The organism is Prolixibacter sp. SD074 (genome assembly GCF_009617895.1).
Classification (GTDB): domain Bacteria; phylum Bacteroidota; class Bacteroidia; order Bacteroidales; family Prolixibacteraceae; genus Prolixibacter.
This window is the reverse complement of sequence record NZ_BLAW01000001.1, coordinates 2,067,922-2,094,060: the sequence shown is the minus strand read 5'-3', so window position 1 is coordinate 2,094,060 and position 26,139 is coordinate 2,067,922. Positions and strand designations below refer to the sequence as shown.

General features: G+C 44.2%; 25 protein-coding genes. 14 read left to right on the top strand and 11 right to left on the bottom strand.

All coding sequences use genetic code 11. The features are described from left to right. The first annotated feature begins 29 nt into the window (after nucleotides 1–29). Nucleotides 30–950 (top strand): NAD(P)-dependent oxidoreductase, encoded by a 921-nt coding sequence (locus GJU82_RS09115; protein ID WP_153631867.1) that lies wholly within the window; start codon nucleotides 30–32, stop codon nucleotides 948–950. Nucleotides 951–1,004: 54 nt separating this feature from the next. Continuing rightward, on the top strand, nucleotides 1,005–2,252 hold the full coding sequence (locus tag GJU82_RS09110) for a DUF1015 domain-containing protein (RefSeq protein WP_153631866.1): 1,248 nt from the start codon (nucleotides 1,005–1,007) through the stop codon (nucleotides 2,250–2,252). Between the two features lie 67 nt (nucleotides 2,253–2,319). Here GJU82_RS09110 and GJU82_RS09105 read toward each other — a convergent pair whose 3' ends face one another. Beyond that, nucleotides 2,320–2,985, bottom strand: coding sequence for a porin family protein (locus tag GJU82_RS09105; RefSeq protein WP_153631865.1), 666 nt, complete (start codon nucleotides 2,983–2,985; stop codon nucleotides 2,320–2,322). Nucleotides 2,986–3,154: 169 nt separating this feature from the next. On the opposite strand from GJU82_RS09105, the gene GJU82_RS09100 reads away from it, so the two are divergent. Together GJU82_RS09100 and GJU82_RS09095 are read left to right on the top strand one after the other, a co-directional pair. After that, nucleotides 3,155–3,832 (top strand): YggS family pyridoxal phosphate-dependent enzyme, encoded by a 678-nt coding sequence (locus tag GJU82_RS09100; protein WP_153631864.1) that lies wholly within the window; start codon nucleotides 3,155–3,157, stop codon nucleotides 3,830–3,832. Between the two features lie 38 nt (nucleotides 3,833–3,870). Continuing rightward, nucleotides 3,871–4,866: a dihydroorotate dehydrogenase-like protein gene (locus GJU82_RS09095; protein ID WP_153631863.1), complete on the top strand. Its 996-nt coding sequence runs from the start codon at nucleotides 3,871–3,873 to the stop codon at nucleotides 4,864–4,866. 51 nt (nucleotides 4,867–4,917) lie between these two features. Here GJU82_RS09095 and GJU82_RS09090 read toward each other — a convergent pair whose 3' ends face one another. Next, entirely contained in the window at nucleotides 4,918–5,475 is a 558-nt protein-coding gene (locus tag GJU82_RS09090; protein ID WP_153631862.1) for a HEAT repeat domain-containing protein, read from the bottom strand. 171 nt (nucleotides 5,476–5,646) lie between these two features. Here GJU82_RS09090 and GJU82_RS09085 point away from each other — a divergent pair, with 171 nt between their 5' ends. After that, on the top strand, nucleotides 5,647–7,044 hold the full coding sequence (locus tag GJU82_RS09085; RefSeq protein WP_153631861.1) for an MATE family efflux transporter: 1,398 nt from the start codon (nucleotides 5,647–5,649) through the stop codon (nucleotides 7,042–7,044). A 16-nt stretch (nucleotides 7,045–7,060) separates the two neighbouring features. On the opposite strand, the gene uvrA is transcribed toward GJU82_RS09085, so the two are convergent. After that, nucleotides 7,061–9,862 carry an excinuclease ABC subunit UvrA gene (gene uvrA, locus GJU82_RS09080; RefSeq protein ID WP_153631860.1) on the bottom strand — a complete coding sequence of 934 codons (2,802 nt, stop codon included), beginning with the start codon at nucleotides 9,860–9,862 and terminating at the stop codon, nucleotides 7,061–7,063. A 159-nt stretch (nucleotides 9,863–10,021) separates the two neighbouring features. Between uvrA and GJU82_RS09075 the strand changes: the two genes are divergently transcribed. From GJU82_RS09075 to GJU82_RS09060, 4 genes are all read left to right on the top strand, one after another. After that, the gene (locus GJU82_RS09075; RefSeq protein WP_153631859.1) at nucleotides 10,022–10,615 is read left to right on the top strand and encodes an RNA polymerase sigma factor; all 594 of its coding nucleotides are present in this window, start codon (nucleotides 10,022–10,024) and stop codon (nucleotides 10,613–10,615) included. Between the two features lie 3 nt (nucleotides 10,616–10,618). After that, the gene (locus tag GJU82_RS09070; protein ID WP_153631858.1) at nucleotides 10,619–10,957 is read left to right on the top strand and encodes a hypothetical protein; all 339 of its coding nucleotides are present in this window, start codon (nucleotides 10,619–10,621) and stop codon (nucleotides 10,955–10,957) included. Between the two features lie 149 nt (nucleotides 10,958–11,106). Beyond that, on the top strand, nucleotides 11,107–11,316 hold the full coding sequence (locus tag GJU82_RS09065; protein WP_153631857.1) for a zinc ribbon domain-containing protein: 210 nt from the start codon (nucleotides 11,107–11,109) through the stop codon (nucleotides 11,314–11,316). A 188-nt stretch (nucleotides 11,317–11,504) separates the two neighbouring features. Continuing rightward, nucleotides 11,505–13,166 carry a diphosphate--fructose-6-phosphate 1-phosphotransferase gene (locus tag GJU82_RS09060; protein ID WP_153631856.1) on the top strand — a complete coding sequence of 554 codons (1,662 nt, stop codon included), beginning with the start codon at nucleotides 11,505–11,507 and terminating at the stop codon, nucleotides 13,164–13,166. A 264-nt stretch (nucleotides 13,167–13,430) separates the two neighbouring features. Here GJU82_RS09060 and GJU82_RS09055 read toward each other — a convergent pair whose 3' ends face one another. The 3 genes from GJU82_RS09055 to GJU82_RS09045 are packed head-to-tail and all read right to left on the bottom strand — an operon-like array spanning nucleotide 13,431 to nucleotide 15,352. Next, on the bottom strand, nucleotides 13,431–14,105 hold the full coding sequence (locus GJU82_RS09055) for a DUF4159 domain-containing protein (protein ID WP_228488638.1): 675 nt from the start codon (nucleotides 14,103–14,105) through the stop codon (nucleotides 13,431–13,433). Between the two features lie 10 nt (nucleotides 14,106–14,115). Continuing rightward, a complete protein-coding gene (locus GJU82_RS09050; RefSeq protein ID WP_153631854.1) occupies nucleotides 14,116–14,823 on the bottom strand; it encodes a 16S rRNA (uracil(1498)-N(3))-methyltransferase in 708 nt (235 codons plus the stop codon). Between the two features lie 31 nt (nucleotides 14,824–14,854). Next, nucleotides 14,855–15,352, bottom strand: coding sequence for a histidine phosphatase family protein (locus GJU82_RS09045; RefSeq protein WP_153631853.1), 498 nt, complete (start codon nucleotides 15,350–15,352; stop codon nucleotides 14,855–14,857). Between the two features lie 531 nt (nucleotides 15,353–15,883). Here GJU82_RS09045 and GJU82_RS09040 point away from each other — a divergent pair. Together GJU82_RS09040 and GJU82_RS09035 are read left to right on the top strand one after the other, a co-directional pair. Next, nucleotides 15,884–16,291 (top strand): hypothetical protein, encoded by a 408-nt coding sequence (locus GJU82_RS09040; protein WP_153631852.1) that lies wholly within the window; start codon nucleotides 15,884–15,886, stop codon nucleotides 16,289–16,291. A 33-nt stretch (nucleotides 16,292–16,324) separates the two neighbouring features. Then, nucleotides 16,325–16,834 carry a metallophosphoesterase gene (locus GJU82_RS09035; RefSeq protein ID WP_153631851.1) on the top strand — a complete coding sequence of 170 codons (510 nt, stop codon included), beginning with the start codon at nucleotides 16,325–16,327 and terminating at the stop codon, nucleotides 16,832–16,834. Here GJU82_RS09035 and prmA read toward each other — a convergent pair. The 5 genes from prmA to GJU82_RS09010 form a co-directional block, all read right to left on the bottom strand. Continuing rightward, on the bottom strand, nucleotides 16,824–17,660 hold the full coding sequence (gene prmA, locus GJU82_RS09030; RefSeq protein ID WP_153631850.1) for a 50S ribosomal protein L11 methyltransferase: 837 nt from the start codon (nucleotides 17,658–17,660) through the stop codon (nucleotides 16,824–16,826). The genes GJU82_RS09035 and prmA overlap by 11 nt on opposite strands. Before the next feature lie 49 nt (nucleotides 17,661–17,709). Beyond that, nucleotides 17,710–20,412, bottom strand: coding sequence for a DUF5686 and carboxypeptidase regulatory-like domain-containing protein (locus GJU82_RS09025; protein ID WP_153631849.1), 2,703 nt, complete (start codon nucleotides 20,410–20,412; stop codon nucleotides 17,710–17,712). Nucleotides 20,413–20,577: 165 nt separating this feature from the next. After that, nucleotides 20,578–21,336, bottom strand: coding sequence for a triose-phosphate isomerase (gene tpiA, locus GJU82_RS09020; RefSeq protein ID WP_153631848.1), 759 nt, complete (start codon nucleotides 21,334–21,336; stop codon nucleotides 20,578–20,580). Between the two features lie 100 nt (nucleotides 21,337–21,436). After that, a complete protein-coding gene (locus GJU82_RS09015) occupies nucleotides 21,437–22,597 on the bottom strand; it encodes a BT_3928 family protein (RefSeq protein WP_153631847.1) in 1,161 nt (386 codons plus the stop codon). Then, the gene (locus GJU82_RS09010) at nucleotides 22,594–23,136 is read right to left on the bottom strand and encodes a DUF1599 domain-containing protein (RefSeq protein WP_153631846.1); all 543 of its coding nucleotides are present in this window, start codon (nucleotides 23,134–23,136) and stop codon (nucleotides 22,594–22,596) included. The genes GJU82_RS09015 and GJU82_RS09010 overlap by 4 nt, the downstream gene beginning before the upstream one ends. Before the next feature lie 144 nt (nucleotides 23,137–23,280). On the opposite strand from GJU82_RS09010, the gene folP reads away from it, so the two are divergent. The 3 genes from folP to GJU82_RS08995 are packed head-to-tail and all read left to right on the top strand — an operon-like array spanning nucleotide 23,281 to nucleotide 26,049. Next, a complete protein-coding gene (gene folP / locus GJU82_RS09005; protein WP_194831014.1) occupies nucleotides 23,281–24,159 on the top strand; it encodes a dihydropteroate synthase in 879 nt (292 codons plus the stop codon). Then, a complete protein-coding gene (gene cdaA / locus GJU82_RS09000; RefSeq protein WP_153631845.1) occupies nucleotides 24,156–24,938 on the top strand; it encodes a diadenylate cyclase CdaA in 783 nt (260 codons plus the stop codon). Before folP ends, cdaA begins: the two co-directional genes overlap by 4 nt. Further along, nucleotides 24,928–26,049, top strand: coding sequence for a mechanosensitive ion channel family protein (locus GJU82_RS08995; protein WP_228488637.1), 1,122 nt, complete (start codon nucleotides 24,928–24,930; stop codon nucleotides 26,047–26,049). The genes cdaA and GJU82_RS08995 overlap by 11 nt, the downstream gene beginning before the upstream one ends. The last annotated feature ends 90 nt before the right edge of the window (nucleotides 26,050–26,139 follow it).

Below are 26,139 nucleotides of genomic sequence, written 5' to 3'. Positions count from 1 at the left end.
TCAGGTGATTACAAAAAACTGACTCAAACATGAAAAAAGTATTGGTTGCAACCGTTAAACCTTTTGCCAGTGAGGCGATTGGCCGCATGAGAGCGGTTGTTGAGGCGGCGGGTTATGAATTGCGGTTGTTAGAAAAATATTCGGATAAAGCAGAACTTCTGGCGGCAGTAGCCGATGTACACGCTTTAATTGTCAGGAGCGACCAGTGTGATGCTGAAGTCCTGAATGCTGCCTCCGAATTGGAGATCGTGGTTCGTGCCGGAGCCGGTTATGATAACATAGATATTGAAACTGCAAGCAAAAAGGGCATTGTTGTCATGAATACGCCTGGACAAAATTCAAACGCTGTTGCCGAATTGACATTTGCCCTGCTGCTGTATCTGGTTCGAAACGGATTTAACGGAAATGCCGGAACTGAGTTACTGGGCAAAACGTTTGGCATTATGGGGTACGGGAACATTGGAATGCATCTGGCCCGCATCGCCAAAGGTTTTGGTATGGATGTGATGGGATGCAGCCCGACGCTTAGCCCGGAACAAGCTACCGAACAAGGCATCCGTTACGCTGATGGTCCGATAGATTTGTTCTCTTCGTCCCAGGTCGTCTCGCTGAATATTCCGGGGAATCGTGATACCCGGGGAATTATCAATCGGGAATTGATGATGATGATGCCGAAATGCGCTATTCTGGTCAATACTGCCCGGAAAGAGATTATCAACGAGGCTGATTTGGAGAAAGTTCTTGAGGAAAGAGAAGATTTTCGTTATGCTGCCGATGTGGCTCCTGACAATCGGGAGTTGCTTGAGAAACGCTTCCCGGGAAGGGTAGTTTTCACTGCCAGGAAAATGGGGGCCCAAACAGATGAAGCAAATATCAATGCCGGTACAGCTGCTACATCGCAGATTGTAGCATTTTTTCAAAAAGGAGACGCAACGTTTCAGGTGAACTGATGGTTGTAGTATTCGAAATAAAAGGGATAATTATTTTTTTGAATAGAAAGAGACATGGCTGTTTTAAAACCTTTTAAAGGACTGCGTCCGCCCCGGGAACTGGCTCAAAAAGTAGCTTCCCGCCCGTACGATGTGCTGAATTCGGAAGAAGCCCGCAAGGAAGCAGCGGGAAATCCTCAGTCGCTTTTGCACATCATTAAACCTGAAATTGATTTCCCGGCAGGAACCGATGAACATTCGGAGCCGGTTTACGATAAAGCTGTTGAAAATTTCCATCTTTTTAAGGAAAAGGGATGGTTGGTACAGGATGAGCAAGAGAAGCTGTATATCTATGCCCAGACCATGGACGGACGTACCCAGTACGGAATTGTTGGCGCTGCGTCGGTTGACGATTACATGAATGGTGTCATCAAAAAACATGAGCTGACGCGGAAAGATAAAGAGGAAGACCGGATGAAGCATGTGCGCAATACCAATGCCAACGTGGAGCCGGTATTTTTTACGTTTCCCGCCGTTCCGGAACTGGATGATATTGTGGCGAAAATTGTCAAAGAAACCGAACCAGTATATGATTTTGTGGCAGAAGACGGATTTGGTCACCATTTCTGGGTTATCGATGATGAAACAACTATCAACCGGATTGTGGAACTTTTTGCCGACATTCCGGCAATGTATGTTGCCGACGGCCATCACCGGACTGCAGCTGCTGCATTGGTTGGAAACGAAAAACGGCAGAATAATCCCCATCATACCGGTAACGAAGAGTACAACTACTTTTTGGCAGTCCATTTCCCCGACAATCAGCTTCAGATTATCGACTACAACCGGGTTGTAAAAGATCTGAATGGATTGACTGAATCGGAATTGCTGGCGAAACTGGAAGAAGATTTCGAGGTAACCGAAATGGGGGCCGAAATTTACAAACCGGCCGCACTGCATACCTTCGGTATGTATTTAGGTGGGAAATGGTACAAGTTGGTTGCCCGTTCGGGACGTTATGACGACAACGATCCGATTGGTGTGCTGGATGTAACCATTCTTTCAAACCTCGTACTTGACAAAAATTTGGGAATTAAAGACCTGCGAACCGATAAACGCATCGATTTTATAGGCGGAATTCGCGGATTAGGTGAGCTGAAACGCCGTGTCGATTCAGGTGAAATGAAAGTAGCATTTGCCCTTTATCCGGTCTCTATGCAGCAGTTGATTGATATTGCTGATAGCGGAAATATCATGCCTCCGAAGACAACCTGGTTTGAGCCGAAGTTGCGTTCAGGCCTGGTGGTTCATGAGCTGGATTAATCGAGACAAAAAACATATAAAAAGAAAGGTGCCCATTTTGGCCACCTTTTTTTGAGTAATCTGATTTTTAATCCTTCTTTTCCTTGTTTAACCGGAAGAGGTAAGCCATTGAAACTTCAATGGTTTGCAATTGCGATGAATCGTAGGATGATTTTTTCGTGTTGAATAAACTGGGCAGGCTATAATACAAACGGGTGTCGAGCATCAATCCATTGCCGTCCTTAAACCTCCATTCGAACCCGAGACCACCGACAAATTGGAAATCGAAAGCGGCATCAACGGGCTTTCCATAGTAATCGTTCGGCGTATAAGTTGCATCAGCAGCCGGGTTGAATATCTCTTTATCTGTATATAAATAGGAAACTGATGGGCCGAGATTAATAAAGAACCGAAAACCATTGTTGCCAATGTTCACATGTGTCATTATGGGTAATACAAAATAATCAAGCTGTCGTTCATAGTCCACACCCGCGTCGGTATGTTCTTTCCATCCGCGCTGCGAATAATTTAGCTCGACCTGAATACCAACATGAGGTTCTGATATATCCCGAAACACAATTCCACCGGAATAACCTTTCAGCATAACCTGCTTCACGGTAGGATTAAAGCGGACGCGCGAAAAGGTGGTTCCACCTTTTACACCAAGGTAAATTTCGTTTGGGTAATTATTGGGTTGAGCCTTAAGTTGAAGTGCAAAAAAGGCGCTTATAATCAGGATAATCAGCTTTTTCATAAATTGCCTGCGGCTTTTAATTATGCCCGACTTGGGTGTGGTAAAGTTAAAAAAAAATGTGCACCTCAATTATCGTTAAACCATACAGACAACATAACCGGCGGATTTCAAAAAGATATCCCCAAAGGAACGATAATTTTTCCTTACTTTGGATGAAAAATTTGTTTGCATGAGTATTGCTGAGCATCTGATTGAAATTCGGAATTCATTACCGGAGAATGTCAAATTGGTGGCTGTTTCCAAGACTAAACCTAATGAAGATATCATGGAAGCATATCAGGCGGGACAGCGGGTATTTGGAGAGAACAAAGTACAGGAACTCGTCTGGAAATATGAATCACTTCCCAAAGACATTGAGTGGCATATGATTGGGCATTTACAGCGCAATAAGGTAAAATACATTGCTCCTTTTGTTTCACTTATTCATGGTGCCGACAGTTTTCGTTTACTGAAAGCCATTGATAAAGAGGGCAGGAAGGGAAATCGGGTACTTCGGTGTTTGCTGCAGTTTCACATTGCTGAAGAAGAAACTAAATTTGGGTTGAGCATGGAAGAAGCCGAGGAGATGTTAAACTCACCGGAGTTTAAAAATCTACAATTTGTGAGGATTGATGGCGTGATGGGAATGGCTACTTTTACTGATGTTATAGATCAGGTCCGAAGAGAATTTAGAAGCCTTTCGACTATCTTTGGACAACTGAAAGAAAAGTATTTCAGTGATGCACCAAATTTCAGTGAAATTTCGATGGGAATGTCGGGCGATTATAAGTTAGCTGTTGAAGAAGGGAGTACCATGGTGCGCATAGGAACCAATATTTTCGGCGAGCGAAATTATCAGAATAACTGAATCTTAAATCAAAAAATCGTTTTATAAAAATTTTCCGAATGGCAAATCTTACCACAATGTATTTAGGGCTAAACCTGAAGAATCCTTTGGTAGCCGGAAGTTCGGGGCTCACCAATTCCATTGAGAAAATAGTTGAAATGGAAAGAAATGGTGTGGGAGCTGTAGTCCTGAAGTCTTTATTTGAGGAGCAAATTAATAACGAGGTAAACGTGATGCTTAGCAAGGATTTGCAGAATACTGCATATCCTGAAGCGGAGGATTATATCCGGGCCTATTTGCACGACAACACGCTGCATCATTATATCGAGCTGGTAAAAGCAGCTAAAGAAGCAACTACTATTCCGATTATTGCCAGCATTAACTGTGTTTCCGGAAACCAATGGATTGGCTTTGCCAGGGAGATTGAAAAAGCTGGTGCCGATGCATTGGAAATTAACGCATTTATAGTCCCGACTGATCGCAAAATAAAATCAGAAGAGATTGAAGAGCGTTATCTCGAAATTCTGACCGAAGTGAAAAAGGTGGTCAATATCCCGATAGCTATGAAAATCGGGGCGCAGTTCTCCAACCTGGTGAGCATGGTCGATCGGTTATATGCTCATGGGGCAACCGGTGTGGTGATGTTTAATCGTTTTTACGAGCCGGATATTAATCTGGATAAACTGGCTATATCTGCCGCAGAGATATTCAGTACACCAGCTGATATAAGGCAGTCACTTCGTTGGGTTGGAATTATTTCCGGTACACAGAGACGAATCGATATCGCCGCATCAACTGGTATTCACGATGGTGAAGGCCTCGTAAAACAGTTATTGGCCGGAGCTACAGTGGGACAGGTTTGTTCAGCCATGTATGTGAATGGCATCCCGGTAGTGAAAGAGATGGTGGACTACCTGGAACAATTCATGAAAAAATGGAATTTCAAGAGTCTGGACGAATTTCGTGGACGGTTGAGTTATTCCAACCTGCCGAACCCGGTACTTTACGAACGTGCTCAGTTTATGAAGTATTTCTCCAATAATGTAAATAAATAATTGTCATCGAACATAAAACAAAAGAAGCTGTCCAATTCGGGCAGCTCCTTTTTATTTTGATGTTTTCCTTTCTTCGAATTGTTGTTCTTTTTGTTCCGGTATTTCCGGAATAATTCTTTCCAGATCCTCCAACAGCGACATTTTTTCAGCAGGTGCAGTTGCCTTGGCTGCCCTTAATTTCTCCACCTGTTCGTTTTTGTACAAAGCATCAATTTCGCCTACCATATTTTCAATAACGGTAAAGGCTTCGAAAGCAACCATGAATTCAGACTCGATAACCAGGTCGACGAACAGCGACAGGTACGGACTGAAATCAAGACTGTTTTCCCAGCAAATCGAAACCAATTCTTTCAGTTCGGAAGCATATCTCTTATTATTGATGGCTTCCACAATACGTGGGATGGCATCGCTGTATTTCAATTCCGCCAGTAACCGGATAATCTTTTGTCTAATCTCCGGATTATCGGTGGAATGAAGCAATTCAACCAGCACCGGAATATAACTACTATTACCGGTTTCTCTCAACTCTTTTATCGTCTCAATAACCATTAATGGGTCTTCTGATTGAAGGTTGGTCAATATCTTTTTTTTCTGTGGCTCTTTTCCCATGATTGTTATCTCTTCTTCGTCAACAAAGATATAACTTTTACAAAAGGTGGAAACAGGTGTTGAATTGAAAGCGAAAATTCAATATCTGTATTTGCAGGATATAATCCCTAAATTTGCACTTTCAAAATAGAAGCATTATAAGGTAATCAAACTAAACCAACACAAAACTCAATGCCCGAAAAAGCAACCAGGGATCTTGAACAGCAAAAAGTTGGCCGTTTGATGTGGCAATATTTCGTACCGGCATTTATTGGTGTGATGATGAATGCTTTGTACAATATTGTCGATCGGGTTTTTATCGGGCGGGGAGTAAGTGCTTTGGCGCTTTCCGGACTATCGGTCATTTTTCCCATCATGATTTTGGTGGCTGCTTTTGGCATGCTCATTGGTGTAGGAGCAGGTGTCCGGATTTCCATTAATATGGGAAAGAAAGATTATCTTCAGGCCGAAAAAGTGCTTGGAAATGGCCTTTCACTGATGGTCATCGTGTCGATACTGGTTACGGTGGCTGGTTTCACTGTGAAGAATCCATTGCTTTATTTATTTGGGGCAACTAGCGAAACCATCGGTTATGCGAACGATTATCTTGACATCATCCTGTTGGGTACCATTTTTCAAGTGGTCGGCTTTTCGTTAAACAATATTATCCGGTCCGAAGGAAATGCCAAAATTGCTATGCATTCCATGCTTCTTAGTGCCGGAACCAACCTGGTACTGGATCCTATTTTTATTTTTGTTCTGAAGATGGGGGTGCAGGGAGCTGCAATTGCCACCGTTATATCACAGGTTTTATTGACCTTGTGGGTCCTTCGTCATTTCACCGGCTCGAAATCCATTGTTAAGCTTCACTTTTTGAACCTGAAACTGGAACCGGTAATCATTTTTCGAATCTTATCCGTCGGAATGGCGCCGTTTGCCATGCAATTGGCAGCCAGTTTGGTGCAAGCTACCTTCAATACTCAATTGATTCGTTTTGGTTCGGATGTCGCAGTGGGGGCTATGGGAATCATCAATTCGGTGGTTATCATGATTATTATGTCGATGATTGCCATCAATATGGCCTTGCAACCAATCGTTGGTTTTAACTATGGGGCACGGAACTTCCACCGGGTGAAAGAGGCGTGGTTCCTGGCAATGAAGGCAGCCACATGGATTGCAATAGTATCTTTTGTTGTCGTTCAGGTCTTCCCGGGGGAAATCGTTCGGTTGTTTAATAACGAAAACAAAGAACTTTTTAATATTGGTGTAAAGGGACTGCGCATATTCACCCTGATGCTTCCGGTAGTTGGTTACCAGGTTATTGTTTCCAGCTATTTCCAAAGCATCGGCAAAGCTGGCATTGCAATGTTTCTTACTTTATTGCGGCAGGTCATCGTCCTCACGCCATTGCTTTTCATTTTACCGAAGTTTTTCGACCTGACCGGAGTTTGGATGGCCAGCCCGATTTCCGATTTCGTATCGGCCTGTATTGTACTTTTCGTCACCTTACGGGAAGTGAAGCTTCTGAACAGACTTCAACAGGGGGAAGCGGAAGAAAAGAATAAACCGGTCAATGAAATTGCTAAGTGACCGGTTTTTTCGCTCTTTATTTCATGTGAAGTTTCGGCTTTAAATATTGACCGGTGTATGATTCTTTGCAGCCAATTAATTTTTCGGGAGTTCCTTCAAAAATAATCTTTCCGCCTTTGTCACCACCTTCCGGTCCCAAATCGATGATCCAGTCAGCCGATTTAATGACATCCAGGTTGTGCTCAATAATAATAATGCTGTGTCCTCTTGATATCAACGCGTTGAAAGCATCCAGCAGTTTGCGGATGTCGTGAAAATGGAGCCCGGTAGTGGGTTCATCGAATACAAAAAGGGTAGGTGTATCTTTTTCCTTTGCCAGGAATGAAGCCAGTTTGATTCGCTGACTTTCACCTCCGGATAAGGTACTGGAAGATTGTCCTAATTTTAGGTAGCCGAGTCCAACATCCTGAAGCGGAATCAGTTTTTTCACAATGCGCTTTTCAGTGGTTTTTGCCTTTTCACTGAAAAATCCGATCGCCTGATTAACGGTCATTTCGAGGATATCATAGATGTTTTTCTCGTGGTAGCGAACTTCCAGGATATCCTGTTTGAAACGTTTTCCCCCGCAACTTTCACAGGTTAGCGAAATGTCGGCCATGAACTGCATTTCCACCTTGATGACACCTTCGCCCTGGCACTCTTCACAACGGCCGCCATCGACATTAAACGAAAAGTGAGAGGCCTTGAATCCGTTGATTTTGGAAGCCTGCTGGTCGGCGAAGAGTTTTCGGATTTCGTCGTAGGCCTTCAGGTAGGTTACCGGATTGGACCGGGACGATTTCCCGATAGGATTCTGATCGACAAATTCAATTCCGGTCAACAAATGCATGTCGCCATCCACCTTTTGGTGTGCTCCTGTCCGTTCGCCATACCCACCGTAATATTTCACCAGGGCTGGGTATAGAATATTTTTTACTAAAGATGATTTTCCCGACCCACTAACACCGGTCACAACGGTCATGGTATTCAACGGAAATTTCACATCGATGCCTTTCAGGTTATTTTCGCGGGCACCGGTTATTTCGATGAAATTATTCCACGAACGGCGCTTCGCAGGAATGGGAATTTCTTCTTCTCCGGTTAGGTATTTGGCTGTAAGACTGGTCCCTTCTTTTGCTAGTTTTTTGTGGTTTCCCTGGAATACAATCTCTCCTCCGTGCATTCCGGCGAATGGACCAATGTCGATGATTTCGTCAGCCGAACGGATAATTTCCTCGTCGTGTTCCACAACAATCACCGAATTACCCAGATCCTGAAGTTTTCTTAGAACATTAATGAGGCGGCTGGTATCACGCGAATGTAATCCGATGGACGGTTCATCGAGGATATACATCGAACCAACCAGGCTGCTGCCCAGCGAGGCCGCCAGATTAATTCGTTGCGATTCGCCTCCGGAAAGAGTGGAGGACAACCGGTTCAACGTGAGATACCCCAGGCCTACATCGCAAAGAAAACTCAAACGATTGTTGATTTCGGTAAGTAAACGGCTGGCAATTTCCTGTTCGTGCCCGGACAGTTGAATGTTGGCAAAATATTTTCTCAACTCATTGACGGGCGTTATGACCAATTCCTGGATGGATTTCCCAGCTACTTTTACATAAGCTGCTTCCTTTTTCAGCCTGGTCCCGCGACAATCAGGGCAAGTTGTTTTTCCGCGGTAGCGCGACAACATCACGCGGTACTGGATTTTGTAGGCTTTTTCTTCCAGGTATTTGAAGAACCGGTTTAGTCCATGAAAATGGCGGTTCCCGGTCCAAAGCAGGTGTCGTTGTTCTTCGGTTAATTCGTAATATGGCTTATGAACCGGGAAGTCGAATTTATCGGCATTGAACAGCAATTGCTCTTTCCATTCACTCATTTTCTCACCTTTCCAGCAGGCAATCGCATCGTTATAGATGGATAACGATTTATTTGGGATCACCAAATCTTCGTCGATACCGATTATTTTACCGTAACCTTCGCAGGTTGGACAGGCACCAATGGGATTGTTGAAACTGAACATGTGCATGGACGGCTCTTCGAACTCGATTCCATCTGCTTCGAACCGGTTAGAAAAATGCTCCGCTATGATTTCATCGCCCATCACCTTGATGACACATTCGCCTTTCCCTTCGTAAAAAGCCGTTTGAACAGAATCTGCTGCACGGCTCTGTGTATCTTCGTCTTGCGAAACAGCAATCCTGTCAATCACGATATAAACATCGCTTTTGGCCTTTAGCGTCTTTGAATCGGCGAGCAGGTCATCTATCCGATGAATTTCGCCATCAATTTCCAGGCGGGTAAATCCCTGCTGCCTTAGCAAATCTGCTTCTGTTTCAAGCGAGCGGTCCTTTTTTACATGAAGCGGCGATAAAACAAGTACATGCGTTTTATCCGGATGTGATAAAATAAAATCGACAACATCGGTTACCTGATATCGTGAAACTTCTTTGCCGGAAACGGGAGAAATTGTTTTTCCCACACGGGCAAAAAGCAATTTCAAATAATCGTAAATCTCCGTAGAGGTCCCTACCGTCGATCTTGGGTTTCTTGTATTTACTTTCTGTTCGATGGCAATAGCCGGCGGTATTCCTTTGATGTAATCGACTTCGGGTTTGTCGATGCGACCAAGAAATTGCCGTGCATAACTGGAAAGGCTCTCCACGTACCGTCTTTGTCCTTCGGCATAAAGCGTGTCGAATGCCAGAGAAGACTTCCCGGAACCGGAAAGTCCGGTGATGACAATGAATCGGCTACGGGGAATTTTTAGATCAATGTTCTTTAAATTATGGACGCGAGCGCCTTTTATTTCGATGTATCCATTAGGTTCTGAAAGCATTGGAATGAAAAAAATGATTTTTTTGATAAATGTTAATATTTGTAAAAAAAATAATATATATTTGATGCTTGCAAAGTTAACAATTAGTTATTAACCGACTTAAAAAAGGAGACACGCCTATCGAAATATTTCTACCTTGAGAACCAACCTTATAGTATTATGGTAGAAATTAAGCATTTGGACGACTATGCACTCGTTCAAAAGTTTGTGGATGGCGAACACGAATCTCTTGAAATCCTGATTACACGTCACAAGAACCGGATTTACACGTACATTTTTATGATCGTGAAAAATCATGCGGTTGCTGAAGACATCTTTCAGGACACATTCATTAAAGTTATTCAATCGTTAAAAAAAGGGCGGTATACCGAAAACGGTAAATTCGTATCCTGGGCTATCCGCATTGCTCATAATTTGATTATTGACCACTTCAGGAGAGAGAAGCACCTGAGTACGATATCGAATGATGAGACAGAAGTGGACATTTTTAATAGCCCGAAATTCTCCGACATGAACATTGAGGACAACCTGGTCAGTGAACAAATTTTTCGTGAAGTCCGTCATTTAATTGAGGAATTGCCTGATGATCAGCGGCAGGTTGTTATCATGCGTCACTATCTCGGATTCAGTTTCAGAGAAATCGCAGAACACAGCGGAGTATCGATTAACACCGCACTTGGAAGGATGCGTTATGCTTTAATTAACCTGAGAAAACTGATTGAGGAGCGAGAATTGAATTTGACACTTTCATGATGGTTGAAAAAGGAAGAAAAAACGAAAGGGGATGACAATAAAATGTCATCCTTTTTCGTTTTAGAGACAAATGCAATCATCATATTAAACTTTTATAATTTGCCTATGAACGATATTTTTACTCTTTATTTTGATTTCGTTTTTGAAACCGATTTAAGTGAATCAAAGGAGAAAACGGAGGGCGAAGGGCATAAGGAAATGAAACAAGAAAATCTAAAAAACGAAGTAGAATCCTGTATGTACGGCCCTTCCCGGCAAGCCATCGACAATATTTTAGGCTTTGCTAAGCAATACACAGTTTTGAGTTCAGGTGATACACAGTTAGAACTGAACCTTAATTAAATCTCGCTTTAAATGATTTATGAGTCCGCTTCGGCGGACTTTTTTCGCAGCGCCAACGCACAAATTGAGTACCTCTTGCACCACGCAAAAGGCAGGCCGAGCTACTGTTCGGAAAGAAAATAAAACGTTAACCGATAATCAGAAAAGTGATGAGCAGGAATAAATATGTATGCCCGAAATGTGGAAACCGTTCGTACGATGTAGGTGAAATTCGAGTCGCCGGCGGTTTCTGGTCAAAAATATTCGATGTACAAGGCCGGAAATTTACATCGGTTACCTGTAGCAGGTGTTCTTACACCGAATTTTATGGCGTTTCCAGCAGTAAATTAGGGAATGTTTTCGATTTCTTTACCAACTGATTTTCACGGTAGAAATAACTGATTTCAAGCAAGGGGCCCGTAACTGGCCTCTTGTTTTGTTTTTGTATGAAAACTAAACTTTAAATTTCCTACAAATCCGGCTTATACTTTGGCGCCCTAGCGATAATCCGTTAATTTTACGCTGCTTTTTTGGATAGTTTTAACCTGTCACTAAATAATCAAGTAGGATGGCTATAAGTGCTTTACAATTTGAGCGATTAAAATACGCTCCCAAGTTACCCAAAGCTTTACAAGGACCTGTAAAAGTGGTCGTAGGAAAAGAAACCGAGTCGGTTGCCGATCAGGAAGAGATCCAGAAACTTTTTCCGAATACCTATGGTATGCCGCTTATCACCTTTGAAGAGGGTATTGATACCGGTTCTCTGCCGGTAATGAATGTTGGTGTAATTCTTTCCGGTGGCCAGGCACCCGGAGGCCACAACGTTATTTCCGGTATTTATGACGGTTTGAAAAAGCTGAACCCTGAAAACAAACTGTACGGTTTCCTGGGGGGGCCCGGTGGTTTGGTTGATCATGAATACATGGAATTGACCGACGAAATTATTGACGAATATCGCAATACCGGTGGTTTCGACATTATTGGTTCCGGTCGCACCAAACTCGAAGAAGAAGCTCAATTCGACAAAGGTGTTGAGATATGCAGGAAGTTAAACATCAATGCGCTGGTAGTTATCGGCGGTGACGACTCAAATACTAATGCATGTGTATTGGCTGAGTATTATCTGCAGAAAAAAACCGGCATTCAGGTTATCGGTTGTCCCAAAACCATTGATGGTGACCTGAAAAATGAGATGATCGAGACCTCCTTTGGTTTCGATACGGCTATCAAGGTATATTCCGAGCTTATTGGAAACATTATGCGTGATGCCAACTCAGCCAAAAAATACTGGCACTTCATTAAACTGATGGGACGTTCAGCGTCACACATTGCATTGGAGTGTGCACTGCAAACTCGACCGAATGTTACCCTGATTTCGGAAGAAGTAGCTGAAAAAGAGCAAACGCTGGCAGAGGTCGTAGATTATATAGCCAAAGTTATTGCCCGTCGTGCTGAAGATAACCATGATTTTGGTGTCGTTCTGGTCCCGGAAGGATTGATTGAGTTTATTCCGGAAATGAAGACTTTGATTACCGAATTGAATGATTTGCTTGCCGAAGGTCAGCAGTCAGCCAATGAATTCAAAGCCCTGGTGACTGATGCTGAAAAACGCACGTATGTTATCGGCAAACTGAGTGAAATTTCTTCCAAGGTATTTGCATCCCTTCCTGAAGAAATTGCCAAGCAGCTGACGCTTGATCGCGATCCGCACGGAAACGTACAGGTATCGAAAATCGAGACTGAGAAGTTATTGATTGAGATGGTGGGTGTCCGTTTGGCCGAGATGAAAAAAGAAGGTACTTACAAAGGCAGTTTCTCTGCCCAGAATCACTTCTTCGGTTATGAAGGTCGTTGCGCGGCTCCTTCTAATTTCGATGCTGATTACTGCTATTCACTTGGCGCAACTGCTTCGGTACTGATTGGAAATGGTAAAACTGGTTATATGTCTTCTGTCCGGAATACAACCAAACCAGCTGATAAATGGATTGCCGGAGGTGTTCCGATTACGATGATGATGAACATGGAGCGTCGCCACGGTCATATGAAACCGGTTATTCAGAAAGCGTTGGTTGAACTGGATGCTGCGCCGTTCCTTAAACTGGCTGAAAACCGCGAAAAATGGGCTGTTGAAACCTGCTACGTTTATCCCGGGCCCATCCAGTATTTTGGCCCGGCCGAAGTTTGCGATGCTACCACCAAGACATTGAAGCTTGAGCAGGAAGGTAAATAATCACAACCACTATTATATGAAAGGCTGTCCGGAATTAGGACAGCCTCTTTTTTGCTCGAAAAAAAGTGGTTGATTGATTAAACGGATGATGTTCTATTTCGCTTGCGCTTAATTCCGCCCAGGAAGTAATTCCAGACGTTGCCCTTTCTTAGCATGTACAAAATCGAACACGCCTTGTTCTTTAGCGTTTAATTTTTTGACGCTCCACAAGAAAAATCACAAGTCATATCCTAACTTCCTAAATAACGGTTAATAAATCATTTTTTATGGGTGGTCGAATACGTAGGAAATTATATTGGCGCCCATTTGTAAAGCCTTTTCCCGAAGTGGCCAGGGGTCGTGATGCACCGCAGGATTTTCCCATCCATCGCCTAAATCACACTCGTAGGTGTAGAAGAAAACAAGCCTTCCTTTATAGAAAATACCAAATCCCTGGGGCGGTTTGCCATCGTGTTCGTGAATCTTCGGCAATCCGTTTGGAAAATCGTATTTCTGATGATATATGGGATGAGTGAAAGGTAATTCGACCAATTTACTTTCGGGGAAAACTTTTTTCATTTCTCTTCTGATATATTTATCTAAGCCATAGTTATCATCGGCATGCAGAAATCCGCCTGATTCGAGATATTTGCGCAAGTTCCTCACTTCAGCATCAGTAAAAAAAATATTCCCGTGACCCGTCATATCCAGAAGCGGATAATTGAAAATTTCAGGACTTCCCACATCAACGGCAGCGGGCTCGGAATCGATGTTGGTACCAATGTTTTTGTTACAGAATTGAATGAGATCGCCCAAGGAGGTTGGATTCGCATACCAGTCACCGCCACCGCCATATTTCAACAGTGCAATCTTCACCGAAGTTTTCGATTGTGCATTGGCGGAGAAAGTCAGGATAATAAAAGCCACGGCCCATAAACTATCCCGGTATATTTTTTTCAACGTCATAACACTATTTCAACTCGTTGATGAGGTTAACGGTATGGCAGGCCACCACTCCGGCTGTTTCGGTCCGCAGTCTCGATTCTCCCAGCGAAACCGGGTGAAAACCGTTGTTCAGCGCTAACTGGATTTCTTCGGGTGAAAAATCACCTTCCGGACCAATTAGGATTAATGCATCTTTCCCTTTCGGGAGAATATGGCTGAAAAGTTTTCGTTCGGCCGGCCCGCAGTGTGCAATGTACTTCCCGCCGTCAAAATCCTGCGAAACGAAGTCTCTGAAGCTTGTCATTTCGTTCAGAACCGGACGGTAGGCTTTTAGCGATTGTTTCATTGCCGAGGTGATGATGTTCCCGGGTCGGGCTGGCTTAATACTTTTCCGTTCGGAATAGCGGCACAAAAGCGGCGTTATTTCATCAATCCCGATTTCGGTTGTTTTTTCCAGAAACCATTCGAACCGATCGATGCTTTTGGTTGGTCCGATGGCGATATGCAGCCTGAAATCTCTTTTACCAACGCCATGCTGTGCATCAGTTATCTCAACCTGGCAAGCTTTGGGGTGAGCGGCGACGATAACCGCCTCGAAAAAACTCCCTTTGCCATCAACCAACTGAATTTTGTCGCCTTCGTTCAGTCGCAAAACCCTGACGCAATGTTTCGACTCGGTTTCGTTTAAAGTGTAGTGGTTCCCGTTCAGATCGGGCGTGAAAAAAAGATGCATATTCCTGCGGAATTGTTATTCTGCGACAAATTTAACGAAACATTTTTGGATATTTATAGAAAGCCAATTCTCCGCTACGTGGTTCTATTTCTGCCCAGGATTGTACCCCAAAACGAATAGCAACGGCTCCCGATGTAGGAAGTATGCGGTCGAAATGGTTGAGCATTCGGTCGGCGAGTATCGTTTGCGCCGGGTTATGTCCGAACACCAAAATACAATCGGATTCTTCAGGCGTTTTTGCCAACATCTCCAGAAATTCGGTTGTGGTTAGTCCATCATAAAGATCTTCTTCCTCCTGAATTGCATCTTCGGGGTAGTCCAAAACGGAGGCAAAGAAAGTAGCGGTTTGTTTTGCCCTGTTGGCCGGGCTCGATATTAAATGAAGCGGTTGCGGAAGCATCGGTTTGATTTCTTCGGCTATTCTGGTGGCATCCGCTTCACCCCGGGTCGTTAAATTGCGTCGATAATCGGGTTTCGGGTCATTGGTATGTTCAGCTTTTCCGTGACGGACAAGAACAACGAGTTTCATAGCAATTTTTTTTATAATGAGAACAGATTCTTTTTAGCCTGCCGGGATATTTTCCGGCTGTTTCTTTCAATGATAAGGTAAAATGGGGAAGAATTCAAGTGTTAGCGAAGATTGTTGGCCCCGCGCATGGAGCAATTGCAAATGGCATTTTGTTCCCGACACAGCATGGCAGGCTTTTGCATTTCGCGATTTGGTCACGATATAGTGCGACAAACAACCGCCATTCGCGACGACACCTTTTTCCTTTGCGGGAAGCAGCTACAAAATGTAGTTTATTCCCGGTAGGTAATAGCAAAACAACCTAATCGTCGTTTTTTCCCGGGAAGGACGCGTCAATTTTAATTAGGAAAAGAAATTTTCCCGGCGGAACAAACGGGTGTCTGATTGTCCTAATTTAGTGCACGATAGGTGGCGAAGAGTACTAGTCGTCGCTCATTCCAAAGTTAACCGCCTGATAATTTGGTCGATGGAATTTTGCGGAAATTTCAATAATAAGTTAAATTAGTGAAAACCAAAGCTTGCAACTAATTGATGCGTCTACTAATCCTTTTTATTGGTATCTGTGTTGCCTTCGCCTCCCCTTCAGATGCAACAACGCAAGCATCGTCAGGCGAAACAGCAACTAATGTGCGGGCTTCGGAAAACCTTAATGGCAGGATTGTTTATCGGGTTCAGATTTGCGCGCTGCGAAAACCGGTAAATGTTGCGCGGATTTTAACGCGGAGGACTAAAGTGCCCGGTCCCTTTTATATTAACCACAGCGGTAAATTTAACCGCTATTCGGTTGGCCGTTTTTTTACTTTCGAAGATGCCATGCGCTACCGTGCCTATCTCATTGATAAAGGTGTTGACAAATTCATTTTTGTGGTAGCATTTTATCAGGGGGAACAACTTACTGCCGGCCCCGATATAACGCCCTCCTCATTTTCAAATCGGTAAATTGCACATTATCTTTACGGGCAAATTATTCTCATGAAGCGAATAGGCTTGTTGTCGGATACACATGGTTATATGGACGATGCCATACTCAATTATTTTTCGGAATGCGATGAAATTTGGCATGCCGGCGATATCGGCAGCCTGGAAGTTGCTGATAAATTAGCTGCAGTAAAGCCTCTGCGGGCCGTTTTCGGAAATATAGATGGCGACCAAATCAGGCAGGAGTATTCGTTGCATCAGCGATTTATGTGCGAGGAGGTCGATGTCTGGATGACGCACATTGGCGGTTACCCCGGAAGGTACGAACGGTACGTGACGCCGGAAATTTACCACAATCCTCCCAAATTATTCATCTCCGGTCATTCACATATTTTAAAAGTGGTGAATGATCAAAAGCTTGGTTTGTTGCACATCAATCCCGGGGCAGCCGGCGTACAAGGCTTTCACCAGGTCCGGACCCTGGTGCGCTTTTCCATCGAAGGTGCCCGCATTTTCGATTTGGAGGTTGTAGAGATGGGGCGCCGGGGTCAGTTCAACGAATAAACCGGGCAGCCACCCAGTTGTTCCGTTCCTCGTATCCGGCAGGTTTTAGTCCTGCTTCTTCCGCTTTTGCGGAAATGGCCGGCAAGTCTTCCCGATAGAATCCGCTCATGATAATTTCCGCATCCCTGCACATGACGGAAGCATATACGGGTAAGTCCTGCAGCAAGATATTCCGGTGGATGTTTGCGTAAATCACATCGAACTTATGTTTGCCCAAAAGACTGGCATCTCCCAGTGAAGCATCGATGTTGGTGATATAATTGATTTCCGCATTTTCGAGCGTGTTGTTGTACGCCCACTCATCAATATCGATGGCTGTGACCTTTTCGGCGCCCCGCATGGAAGCCAAAATGCCGAGAATGCCGGTTCCGCATCCCATATCGAGAACCTGTTTGCCTTGTAAATCCTGTTGCAGAATAGCCGAAATCATCAGATATGTGGTTTCATGGTTTCCCGTACCGAAGGCCATGCGCGGATCAATCACGATTTCATACTCTGCCTTCGGCGTATCGGCATGGAATGGAGCCCTGATAAGGCATCGATTTTCGACCAACAATGGTTTGAAATAGTTTTTTTCCCACACCTCATTCCAGTTCTGGCCGGGAATGACTTCCGTCTGGAACCGCACGTTGAATAATGGATTGTCTTTCAGGCTTTCACTTTGCAGCAGCTCTTCGCTAAAAGCAGAAGACGGGATAAAGGCTTCAACGGTTTCGTCTGTCTCACTGAAGCTGTCGAAACCCAGTTCGCCCATTTGAGCGGTCAATATTTCCCGGTTGATTTCGGAATCAGGTTCCGGGAAACAAATGACTTTGGTGTATTCCATTGCGATAAATTTAGCAGTCAAAGATGCGAATTTCGTTGGAATAACGGTCTTAATGAATGCGAATCACGAGATTTATCCCAATGCGGCTGTAATGCCATTCGTCGAATCCCGCAAACACCCCAATATCGCCGTTAAACAATATATCGATCAACGAATAACCGATTTCGGTATATTGTGGGTAATGGGGCATCTTGTAATAGCCGGCCCAAACCAGTTCGCGCCAGAGCGTATTGCTGATTCCCGGTAGGTATTTCAACAAGATGTAGGGCGCTTTGTACGAAACGTGTGCCTCCACAAATCGGTCATCACTCCTCAGTTCGTAATAGCCCGGAGTAAAGAAAGCGTGCCTGAATTCTTTGAATAATACGGGCGAGGGCTGACTGTTGGTTTGCGAGAAATCGGCGAAGTGGATTTGTTCATGGTTCGGAAACCAGCCTCCCCGGATTTTATATGTTAAACTGGTTGCTGAATTTATCCGAATCCATTGCTTTAGTCCCGCTTCCAGGTAATCGAAATCGGCCGTGCTGTTGAAAAGTCCTTTGATACCTTTATTGTACTGGAACCAGAAGGTTGGAAAATCGGAATGAGCCATCTCTTTCACTCCATCCTTTACCCGGTAATAGTAGCGCGGCGTGTACTCGATTTTCAGCTTCAGCACCGTATTGATTTGACTGTTTAAATTCGCGTTGGTTACCACATGATTGTGCGGGAGGTTGCTCATGTAGTCAACATCGGTTCTGAAGAAGGAATAATTGGTTGAGTTTTCCAACCGGCGCCGGTTGTTCCAGCTGAACCCGGTGTAAAACACCAAGCCATTGGCCAAATCTATCCGGTTACGAAAATCGATGTAACGGTTTTCGTAGTAGCGGGCATAATTCTCTTTTGAAAAAAGCGAGGCTACCGCGTTGATAAAAGGATCGACGGTGTAGCGGCTGTTAAAATCCATGGTATTACGGCCAAAATCGAGATTAGCGATGCCGCGATGCATTGGTGCATACGTCAGGGCCGTGTTCCCACCCCATAGAACGACCTTCCGGTTGATGGCCCACGTTCCCCAGGGAGTAAACCAAAATGCATGGCCCGGTCGTCCGGTTTTATTGAAGGTAATTTCCTGATGAATTTTCCATCCGTCGACCGCATTAAAGCCAATCGCTTTCAGATTGATGATTCCCGGATAGGAGACATGAAAGTTGGTATCGCTGTTTATCCATTTTTTACCAGTGAAAAGTGAGCCGAAATATCGGGTGAAGAAATCACTACGTTTTTTTGAAGAGGTAAAGAAGTTTTTCTTTGGCCCTACTGTTTTCAACGAATCGCGTTTCTCAAAACTCTCTTTTTCGTTTTCGGTCAGCGGAATTGGCCTGATTTCGTCCCAGTACGACGAATCTTTATCGGCGGCTCCTGAAACAATTACCTTCTGATTTTTATCTTTCAGTTCGAGCGATTGTTTCCCGTTGGCAACTTTTGCTTCCCGCGACATCAGTCGGGACAGTTTGTTCATGTCGCGGGTGGTGATATTTTCTTTATTCAGGATTTCAGCCATTTCAGCCACACGCTTCCCATCCTTCACTTCGTGTCCTAACGGTTCATTTTTCGTTTCTTCAACCGAATCTTCCTTTTCGGTTTCGGTTTTGGCTTCGGTTTCGGCTTCGGTTTTTTCCAAGAACTGCGGCATCGTATTTATCGGGTTGACGGCCATAAGCCGGGGATTCAGAACAACGTCGCGGTATTTTACTGAACCGCCGAAATGTATACTGCCTTTCACCCCCAAAATGCCGCCTTCGAAGGCGTAATTGTGGCCTACCGGCATCCACACACCCGGTTTCACTTCGTCGAAAGCCTGCCGGACATTCACTTCGCCGAAAGGCGTATCGAAATTTAAATCGGCACTGTGCAGGCACCACAAACCATCGATGATGTAAATGTACCCTGAAAAAAGTTGTTTACTGCGCCGGCGGGGAATGACCTTGATTTTGTCGATGGTATAATCGCCTTCGTAACTAAATCCTTCGTAAACGTATTTGTAGTGGTTAAAGGCGTTGTGCCCCAATGGCGAAATCAGGATATCGATATTATCGTCGTACAGGCTGGCAGCAAAGAATTTCATGACCGGAAAATCGACAATGTCCGGGAAGGTGGAATTGACCGACTTAATCACCTGCTTGTAGTGGTCAGGCGCATCGAAGGTGATGGTACTGTAAGTTTCGTCAACGAATGTCTCGCCCGATTTCACTTCCACCTTTTGTTTATGCAATTGATTACGGATAATTCGCGATACTTTTTTAAAATGAACGGTACCTCTCAGGTAAACATTTGCTTTGTATGATTCGACCTGGTTTTTATGAAGATTAGATAGTCCGATAACGTGCCGCATAATCGGATAGGCCGGATCTTCACCATTACCATACACCCTGATTTCCCGAAGTTGATGAACCTGGTCGGCCATGATAATATTTTGGGTAACCGTCTTTTTGTTGACCTTAACGGTAATGGATTGCGGGGCATATCCCAAACTTCGGTAAATAACAGTATAGGTTCCTTCGGGCACGTTAATACCGTATTCCCCGTTAACATTACTGGTGGTTCCCTGCGAAAGTTCCTTGATAAAAACGGTAGCATAAGGAATTGACTCTCCTTTTTTATCGGTGATTGTTCCGTTCAACTGCTGCGACACAGCTAGTCGCGGGAATAAAAAAGCAGCAGTAAAAAAAAGCAGAAGGGTGTATATTGGTATGGAAACAGGTTTGCTCATAAGTTCATATATCTACTTAGATGCAATTTAATAGCTATTCGTTGAATAATAACAAATCTTTATCCGAAATGCTCACAGAAAATAAAAAGGTGACCGAAAACAATGCTTCAGCCACCTTTGTCTTGAAAAAAATACCATTGCGAGGTTAATCGCAGCAGATGTTTTTTAGTAGGCGTTGATAATTCCCAGGAATTCCTCAGCTTTCAGCGAAGCGCCGCCAATCAGGCCACCGTCGATGTCAGGCTGAGAGAAGAGTTCGGGAGCGTTACTGGCTTTGCACGAACCACCGTAAAGGATGGGGATTTCCCCGGCAACATCTTTACCGTATTTATCGGCAATCAAGCTGCGGATGAAGGCCAGCATCTCCTGTGCTTGTTGAGTTGATGCAGTTTTACCTGTTCCGATAGCCCAGATGGGTTCGTAAGCAATTACCAATTTTTTGAATTCTTCAACCGGAAGCTGGAAGACCGTTTCATCGAGCTGTTTTTTGACGAAGTCGTTCTGTGTTTCCGCTTCGCGAATTTCCAATGGCTCGCCACAACAATAGATGGGAGTCAATCCGTTTTCCAGTGCCAGGGCCACTTTTTTATTGAGGGTCGCGCTGGTTTCATTGTAATATTCGCGGCGCTCGGAGTGACCAAGAATCACGTAAGTTGCGCCAGTCGACTTAACCATTTCAGCAGAAACTTCACCGGTGAAAGCACCTTTAGCTTCAGCGCCACAGTTTTGCGCAGAAACACCAATACGGCTGGTATCAACGCTTTCAACCACTTTTGTCAGGTGAGTGAAGGGCGTACCCAGTACTACCACAACATCTTTATCGCCTTTGGCGACGACCAGTTCGTTTACGGCTTTGGCCAGTTCAACACCTTCATGCAGGGTTGTATTACATTTCCAGTTTCCGGCTACAATCTTCTTTCTCATTATGGTTTGATTTTAAAATGATGGATGGTTGCTATACAAGTTATTAAACTATCGACAAAGATAGAAACATCCCGCCGAAGTTGGAAATACCTGAAAGCCTTTAATCCTGATTTAACTTTTTATTCATTTCCGGCAGTAACTCTTGCCGGAAGGAAGTAGAATCGGGGATGTCATTGTTATGCCACTTGGCCAAAATCGTTCCTTTGTAGGTTAAAATAAGCCCCGGATTGGAGCGGATCATGGTTTTAAGGGTGATCTCGTCAGTGGATAGAAAAGGGTAGGGGACATTATTGTCTTCAGTAAATGTTTGTTGCTCATTTTCGAGGGATGCTGTGAGACAAATAAAGTTGTATCCTTGTGCTTCAGCCCATTTGGCCAGTGCATTAATCCGTTCTTGATTCTTCGTGGATGACTGCCGTAAATCGTAGGCCACCAACATGAAGGTGTAGTTGTCATCCTTCAGGAAATAGTCCGTCACGTCGTCTCCCTGCGGTGTCAGTATCGAAAAATCGTGAATGGGTGGAACGTATCCTCGCTTAACCAGCACCGGCTGGTCCATGGACTGAAATTCCCACGTAAGTGAATCCCGCCAGGGAATATTTTCTTCCGCGAATTTCTTTACCTCACCCGTTTTCATGTTCTTATAGTAGAAGTTGTTTTTGTAAACGTCGGGTTGCGCACCTGGCGGAATTTCCTTGGCCCTGGTAATATTCACACCCACTTTGTACGGCCTGAAATCGATGATCGGCAGGTGATTGTATGACCAGGTAACCAATACCACATAAGTCAGGATGAGGCCGGAGAAAAGAAACCTGCCTGATTTTCCTTTCAGCGGATGGTCCGCTTTGCGCCTTCCGGCAAAAAGAATAATGGTCAGCAGGATGAGGACAATGTTTTTATAAAAAGTTTGCCAGTTGGTCATTACCAGTGCATCGCCGAAGCAACCACAATCGGTCACCGGGTTGGTCAGTGCCAGATAAAGTGTTAGCGGCGTGAAAAAACTCATGAAGATGAGCACCAGCCAGGAGAAGAAGCGGAGAAATGTTCCACTTAAAAGTCCCACACCTATTGCAAATTCGGCGAATGAAAGGATAAATGACAGTGGCAACGCAATGGGAACGAAAAAATCAAGATGAAAGGCGTAGAGGTAGTCGGTGATTTTATAAGTACCGCCCCACGGATCGATCCCTTTCACAAAGCCCGAAAAAATAAAAACCAGGCCCACCAGTATTCTGCTGATATTTCGCAGCCACTTCATCATTCTTCTCCAAACTCAAGTTTCACCATCGCAAAAACGGCATAGTTGATAATGTCAAGATAATTGGCTTCGATGCCTTCCGATACCAGTGTTTTTCCCTGGTTGTCTTCAATTTGTTTGGTGCGTTTCAGTTTCATCAGAATCAGATCGGTGAACGAACTGATGCGCATTTGCCGCCAGGCTTCGCCGTAATCGTGGTTTTTATCCAACATCAGCGTTTTGGCCTTCTCCAGGTTTTCCAAAAACATCCTTTCGGTGATGTCAGCCGGTAATTCTTCTTCCGAAGGTTTCAGCTCAAGCTGGATAAGCGCCATGGAGCAGTAATTGATAATACCGATGAACCCAGCACGCGCATCTTCGTCGATTTTGGAAATTCCTTTCTCTTCAATGCTGCGGATTCGTTGTGCTTTGATGTATATCTGATCGGTCATGGAACTGGGACGCAAGATGCGCCATGCTGTTCCGTAATCGCGCATCTTTTTGACGAATAAGTCGTGGCAGATGCTGATGATATGATCGAATTGCTGAACTGTCTTCTCCATTGTCTTCTCTTGAACTGAACCATAAAAGTATAAAAATATGAAAATTGCCGAGTCAATTAATTATTACTTTTGTAGAAAGGCACTCCGAAATCGTTTCCCTTTTCAGAGAAAGTGCATTGACGGTGCTATTTGAAAAATATTTCTATGCTGTTTACGCGTAAAAAAGAACCGTTTTATGCCCGGAAGAAGACCATGACGCTCGATGGTCGTTTAATCGAAATCGATCATCCGATGGTAATGGGTATTCTCAACGTGACACCCGATTCCTTTTTCGATGGCGGGAAATATGTCAGTCACAAGGCTATCCTGAAGCGAGCTGAGAGAATACTGGAAGAAGGGGGCGAAATCATTGACATTGGTGCCTACTCAACCCGACCGGGTGCGCGCGATGTCCCGGTAATGGAAGAGACCGGGAAGTTGAAATCGGCAGTTAGCCTGGTTCGAAATGAATTTCCGAATTCCATTATCTCGATTGATACCTTTCGCGCCTCGGTAGCCCGGGATATTGTAAACGAAAGCGGACCTTGCATTATCAACGATATTTCGGGGGGGACCATGGATGACCGGATGTTTGAAACGGTAGCCGAACTGGGTGTTCCGTACATTATGATGCATATTCAGGGTACACCGAAAACCATGCAGCAAAATCCGCATTACGACGATGTGGTACAGGAAATTTTAATGTTTTTTGCCGAAAGGGTTCAGCAACTAAAACTACTGGGAGTAAAAGACGTTATATTAGATCCCGGATTTGGATTTGGTAAATCGATCGATCATAATTTCGACCTGATGAACCGGCTCGATTCCTTCGGATTGTTTCAATTCCCGCTTCTGGCGGGTGTCTCCCGCAAATCGATGATTTGGAAATTTTTGGGGACATCGGCAGAGGAGAGCCTAAACGGAACTACGGTGTTGAATACGGTAGCCCTCATGGGAGGGGCAGATATCCTGCGGGTGCACGATGTGAAGGAAGCAGTGCAAACCATTAAAATTTACAGCAAGCTGAAAAGCGTTGTCAAATGACGGAACTATTCATTACTATACGATTTCTCGATTTTTTGGATGTGTTGCTGGTCGCTTTCCTTTTATACGAGCTATATATGCTGATAAAAGGAACGGTAGCCTTCAATATATTTATGGGAATATTTATTGTCTACCTCGTTTGGCTGGTGGTGAAGGCATTGAATATGGAGCTGGTCAGCACCATTCTGGGCCAGTTATTCGGCGTTGGGGTTTTGGCTTTGATTGTAGTTTTCCAGCAGGAGATACGAAAGTTTTTGCTCTTGCTGGGGAGTCGTTACCAGGCCAACAATAAGCTATCTTTCGAGAATCTTTTTCCGCAGCATTTCAAATCGACAACCGAATCGAGCTTGCGGGCAATAGTTGATGCCTGCCAGGATATGGCGCGCGCCAAAACCGGGGCTTTGATTGTGATTGCCCGGAGTACCGAGTTGAGGGAATTTGCCGAGACTGGTGAGATTATCGACGCCGGCATCACAGCGGAGTTACTGAAGAGTATCTTTTATAAAAATGCGCCTTTGCATGATGGGGCCGTCATCATCGTTGGAAACCGAATTCGTGCAGCGCGGTGCATTTTGCCTGTTTCAGCCAAGAAAAATCTGCGGCCTTCTTTAGGATTGCGGCATCGTGCAGCGCTTGGTATGTCGGAACAAACCGATGCTTATGTTGTTACGGTAAGTGAGGAGACCGGGCGTATTTCGGTGGCCCACAACGGACAACTTGATGAAAATCTGACGGTGGATAATCTGTTTAAAAAACTGGAAGAAAACCATGCAACCTGACCAGAAAATGAGTTTATGGGAATTGCTCAATTACGTCCTCTTTACCTATGGCGACTTGAAGATTTCCATTCTTCGGGTTGCTATTGGCGCATTAATATTGGTGGGCGCTTATTTTATCTTCCATTTCTTCCGTAAGTGGATGATGCATTTATCTATTGCAGAAAAACTTGGATTGAAACGGTGGCGCTCTTTCATCCGCATAATCCGTTTATTCTTTATTTTTGGAGCAGGTCTGGGTTCGCTAAGTATGCTGGGGTTAAAAACCAAGCAAGTATTAGCCTTTCAGCTTTTCGCAACAGATAAAATAGAGTTTACCGTTACTCATCTTTTGGTTGTACTTGCCATTTTGTTTGTTACCCGGTTTATTCTGAACCTGATAGAGTACCATTTCGATAACAAAATCAACCAGAAACAATTCGACCGTGGTCGGGGAAGATCCATCTATACCATCGTTCAATACCTGATTTGGTTTACGGCCATCGTGCTTTCTCTTCAGGCGCTTGGGCTGAAATTAACCTGGGTTGTGGCTTCTTCAGCAGCCTTTCTGGCAGGTATCGGATTCGGTTTGCAAAACCTCTTTAACGATTTTATTTCCGGCTTAATTATCCTGTTCGACCGTTCGCTCGAAGTATATGATATCGTCGAACTGAATGACGGAACGGTTGGGCGTGTGCTCGAAATCAATTTGCGGTCCTCAAAGATTCTGACCCGGAATAACCAGGTGCTGATTGTTCCAAATTCAAAGTTTACCCGCGATACCATTGTCAACTGGAGCCATAATGAAGAAAATACCCGTTTCCATGTGAGTGTGGGGGTAGCGTATGGTTCTGAGGTGCGTTTGGTCGAAAAACTCCTCCTTGAGGCTGCTAACGGACACGAAGATATCAGCACGGAACCCAAACCTTTTGTCCGGTTCAACGATTTTGGTAATTCCTCGCTTGATTTTCAGCTTTATTTCTGGACATCCAATAGTTTTTTTGTAGAGAATTTAAAGAGCGAACTGCGCTTTGCCATCGATGATCTATTCTCCAAGAATGATATTAATATCCCTTTTCCGCAGCGCGACGTGCATTTCAAAAATCCCATCATTATCCAGAAGGATCCATCTTGATCGCTTATTCGATCAACTTTTTTATCATTCCTTTCACAAACTTTTGGAGATATGGCCAGTTCTTGAATATTTTAGGAACCGTAAACCAAA

Excerpts from the sequence above, each read along its gene's own strand:
- GJU82_RS09115 (WP_153631867.1), top strand. The coding sequence starts at position 30 with ATGAAAAAAGTATTGGTTGCAACCGTTAAACCTTTTGCCAGTGAGGCG.
- GJU82_RS09110 (WP_153631866.1), top strand. The coding sequence starts at position 1,005 with ATGGCTGTTTTAAAACCTTTTAAAGGACTGCGTCCGCCCCGGGAACTG.
- GJU82_RS09105 (WP_153631865.1), bottom strand. The coding sequence starts at position 2,985 with ATGAAAAAGCTGATTATCCTGATTATAAGCGCCTTTTTTGCACTTCAA.
- GJU82_RS09100 (WP_153631864.1), top strand. The coding sequence starts at position 3,155 with ATGAGTATTGCTGAGCATCTGATTGAAATTCGGAATTCATTACCGGAG.
- GJU82_RS09095 (WP_153631863.1), top strand. The coding sequence starts at position 3,871 with ATGGCAAATCTTACCACAATGTATTTAGGGCTAAACCTGAAGAATCCT.
- GJU82_RS09090 (WP_153631862.1), bottom strand. The coding sequence starts at position 5,475 with ATGGGAAAAGAGCCACAGAAAAAAAAGATATTGACCAACCTTCAATCA.
- GJU82_RS09085 (WP_153631861.1), top strand. The coding sequence starts at position 5,647 with ATGCCCGAAAAAGCAACCAGGGATCTTGAACAGCAAAAAGTTGGCCGT.
- uvrA (WP_153631860.1), bottom strand. The coding sequence starts at position 9,862 with ATGCTTTCAGAACCTAATGGATACATCGAAATAAAAGGCGCTCGCGTC.
- GJU82_RS09075 (WP_153631859.1), top strand. The coding sequence starts at position 10,022 with ATGGTAGAAATTAAGCATTTGGACGACTATGCACTCGTTCAAAAGTTT.
- GJU82_RS09065 (WP_153631857.1), top strand. The coding sequence starts at position 11,107 with ATGAGCAGGAATAAATATGTATGCCCGAAATGTGGAAACCGTTCGTAC.
- GJU82_RS09060 (WP_153631856.1), top strand. The coding sequence starts at position 11,505 with ATGGCTATAAGTGCTTTACAATTTGAGCGATTAAAATACGCTCCCAAG.
- GJU82_RS09050 (WP_153631854.1), bottom strand. The coding sequence starts at position 14,823 with ATGCATCTTTTTTTCACGCCCGATCTGAACGGGAACCACTACACTTTA.
- GJU82_RS09045 (WP_153631853.1), bottom strand. The coding sequence starts at position 15,352 with ATGAAACTCGTTGTTCTTGTCCGTCACGGAAAAGCTGAACATACCAAT.
- GJU82_RS09040 (WP_153631852.1), top strand. The coding sequence starts at position 15,884 with ATGCGTCTACTAATCCTTTTTATTGGTATCTGTGTTGCCTTCGCCTCC.
- GJU82_RS09035 (WP_153631851.1), top strand. The coding sequence starts at position 16,325 with ATGAAGCGAATAGGCTTGTTGTCGGATACACATGGTTATATGGACGAT.
- prmA (WP_153631850.1), bottom strand. The coding sequence starts at position 17,660 with ATGGAATACACCAAAGTCATTTGTTTCCCGGAACCTGATTCCGAAATC.
- GJU82_RS09025 (WP_153631849.1), bottom strand. The coding sequence starts at position 20,412 with ATGAGCAAACCTGTTTCCATACCAATATACACCCTTCTGCTTTTTTTT.
- tpiA (WP_153631848.1), bottom strand. The coding sequence starts at position 21,336 with ATGAGAAAGAAGATTGTAGCCGGAAACTGGAAATGTAATACAACCCTG.
- GJU82_RS09015 (WP_153631847.1), bottom strand. The coding sequence starts at position 22,597 with ATGATGAAGTGGCTGCGAAATATCAGCAGAATACTGGTGGGCCTGGTT.
- GJU82_RS09010 (WP_153631846.1), bottom strand. The coding sequence starts at position 23,136 with ATGGAGAAGACAGTTCAGCAATTCGATCATATCATCAGCATCTGCCAC.
- folP (WP_194831014.1), top strand. The coding sequence starts at position 23,281 with ATGCTGTTTACGCGTAAAAAAGAACCGTTTTATGCCCGGAAGAAGACC.
- cdaA (WP_153631845.1), top strand. The coding sequence starts at position 24,156 with ATGACGGAACTATTCATTACTATACGATTTCTCGATTTTTTGGATGTG.
- GJU82_RS08995 (WP_228488637.1), top strand. The coding sequence starts at position 24,928 with ATGCAACCTGACCAGAAAATGAGTTTATGGGAATTGCTCAATTACGTC.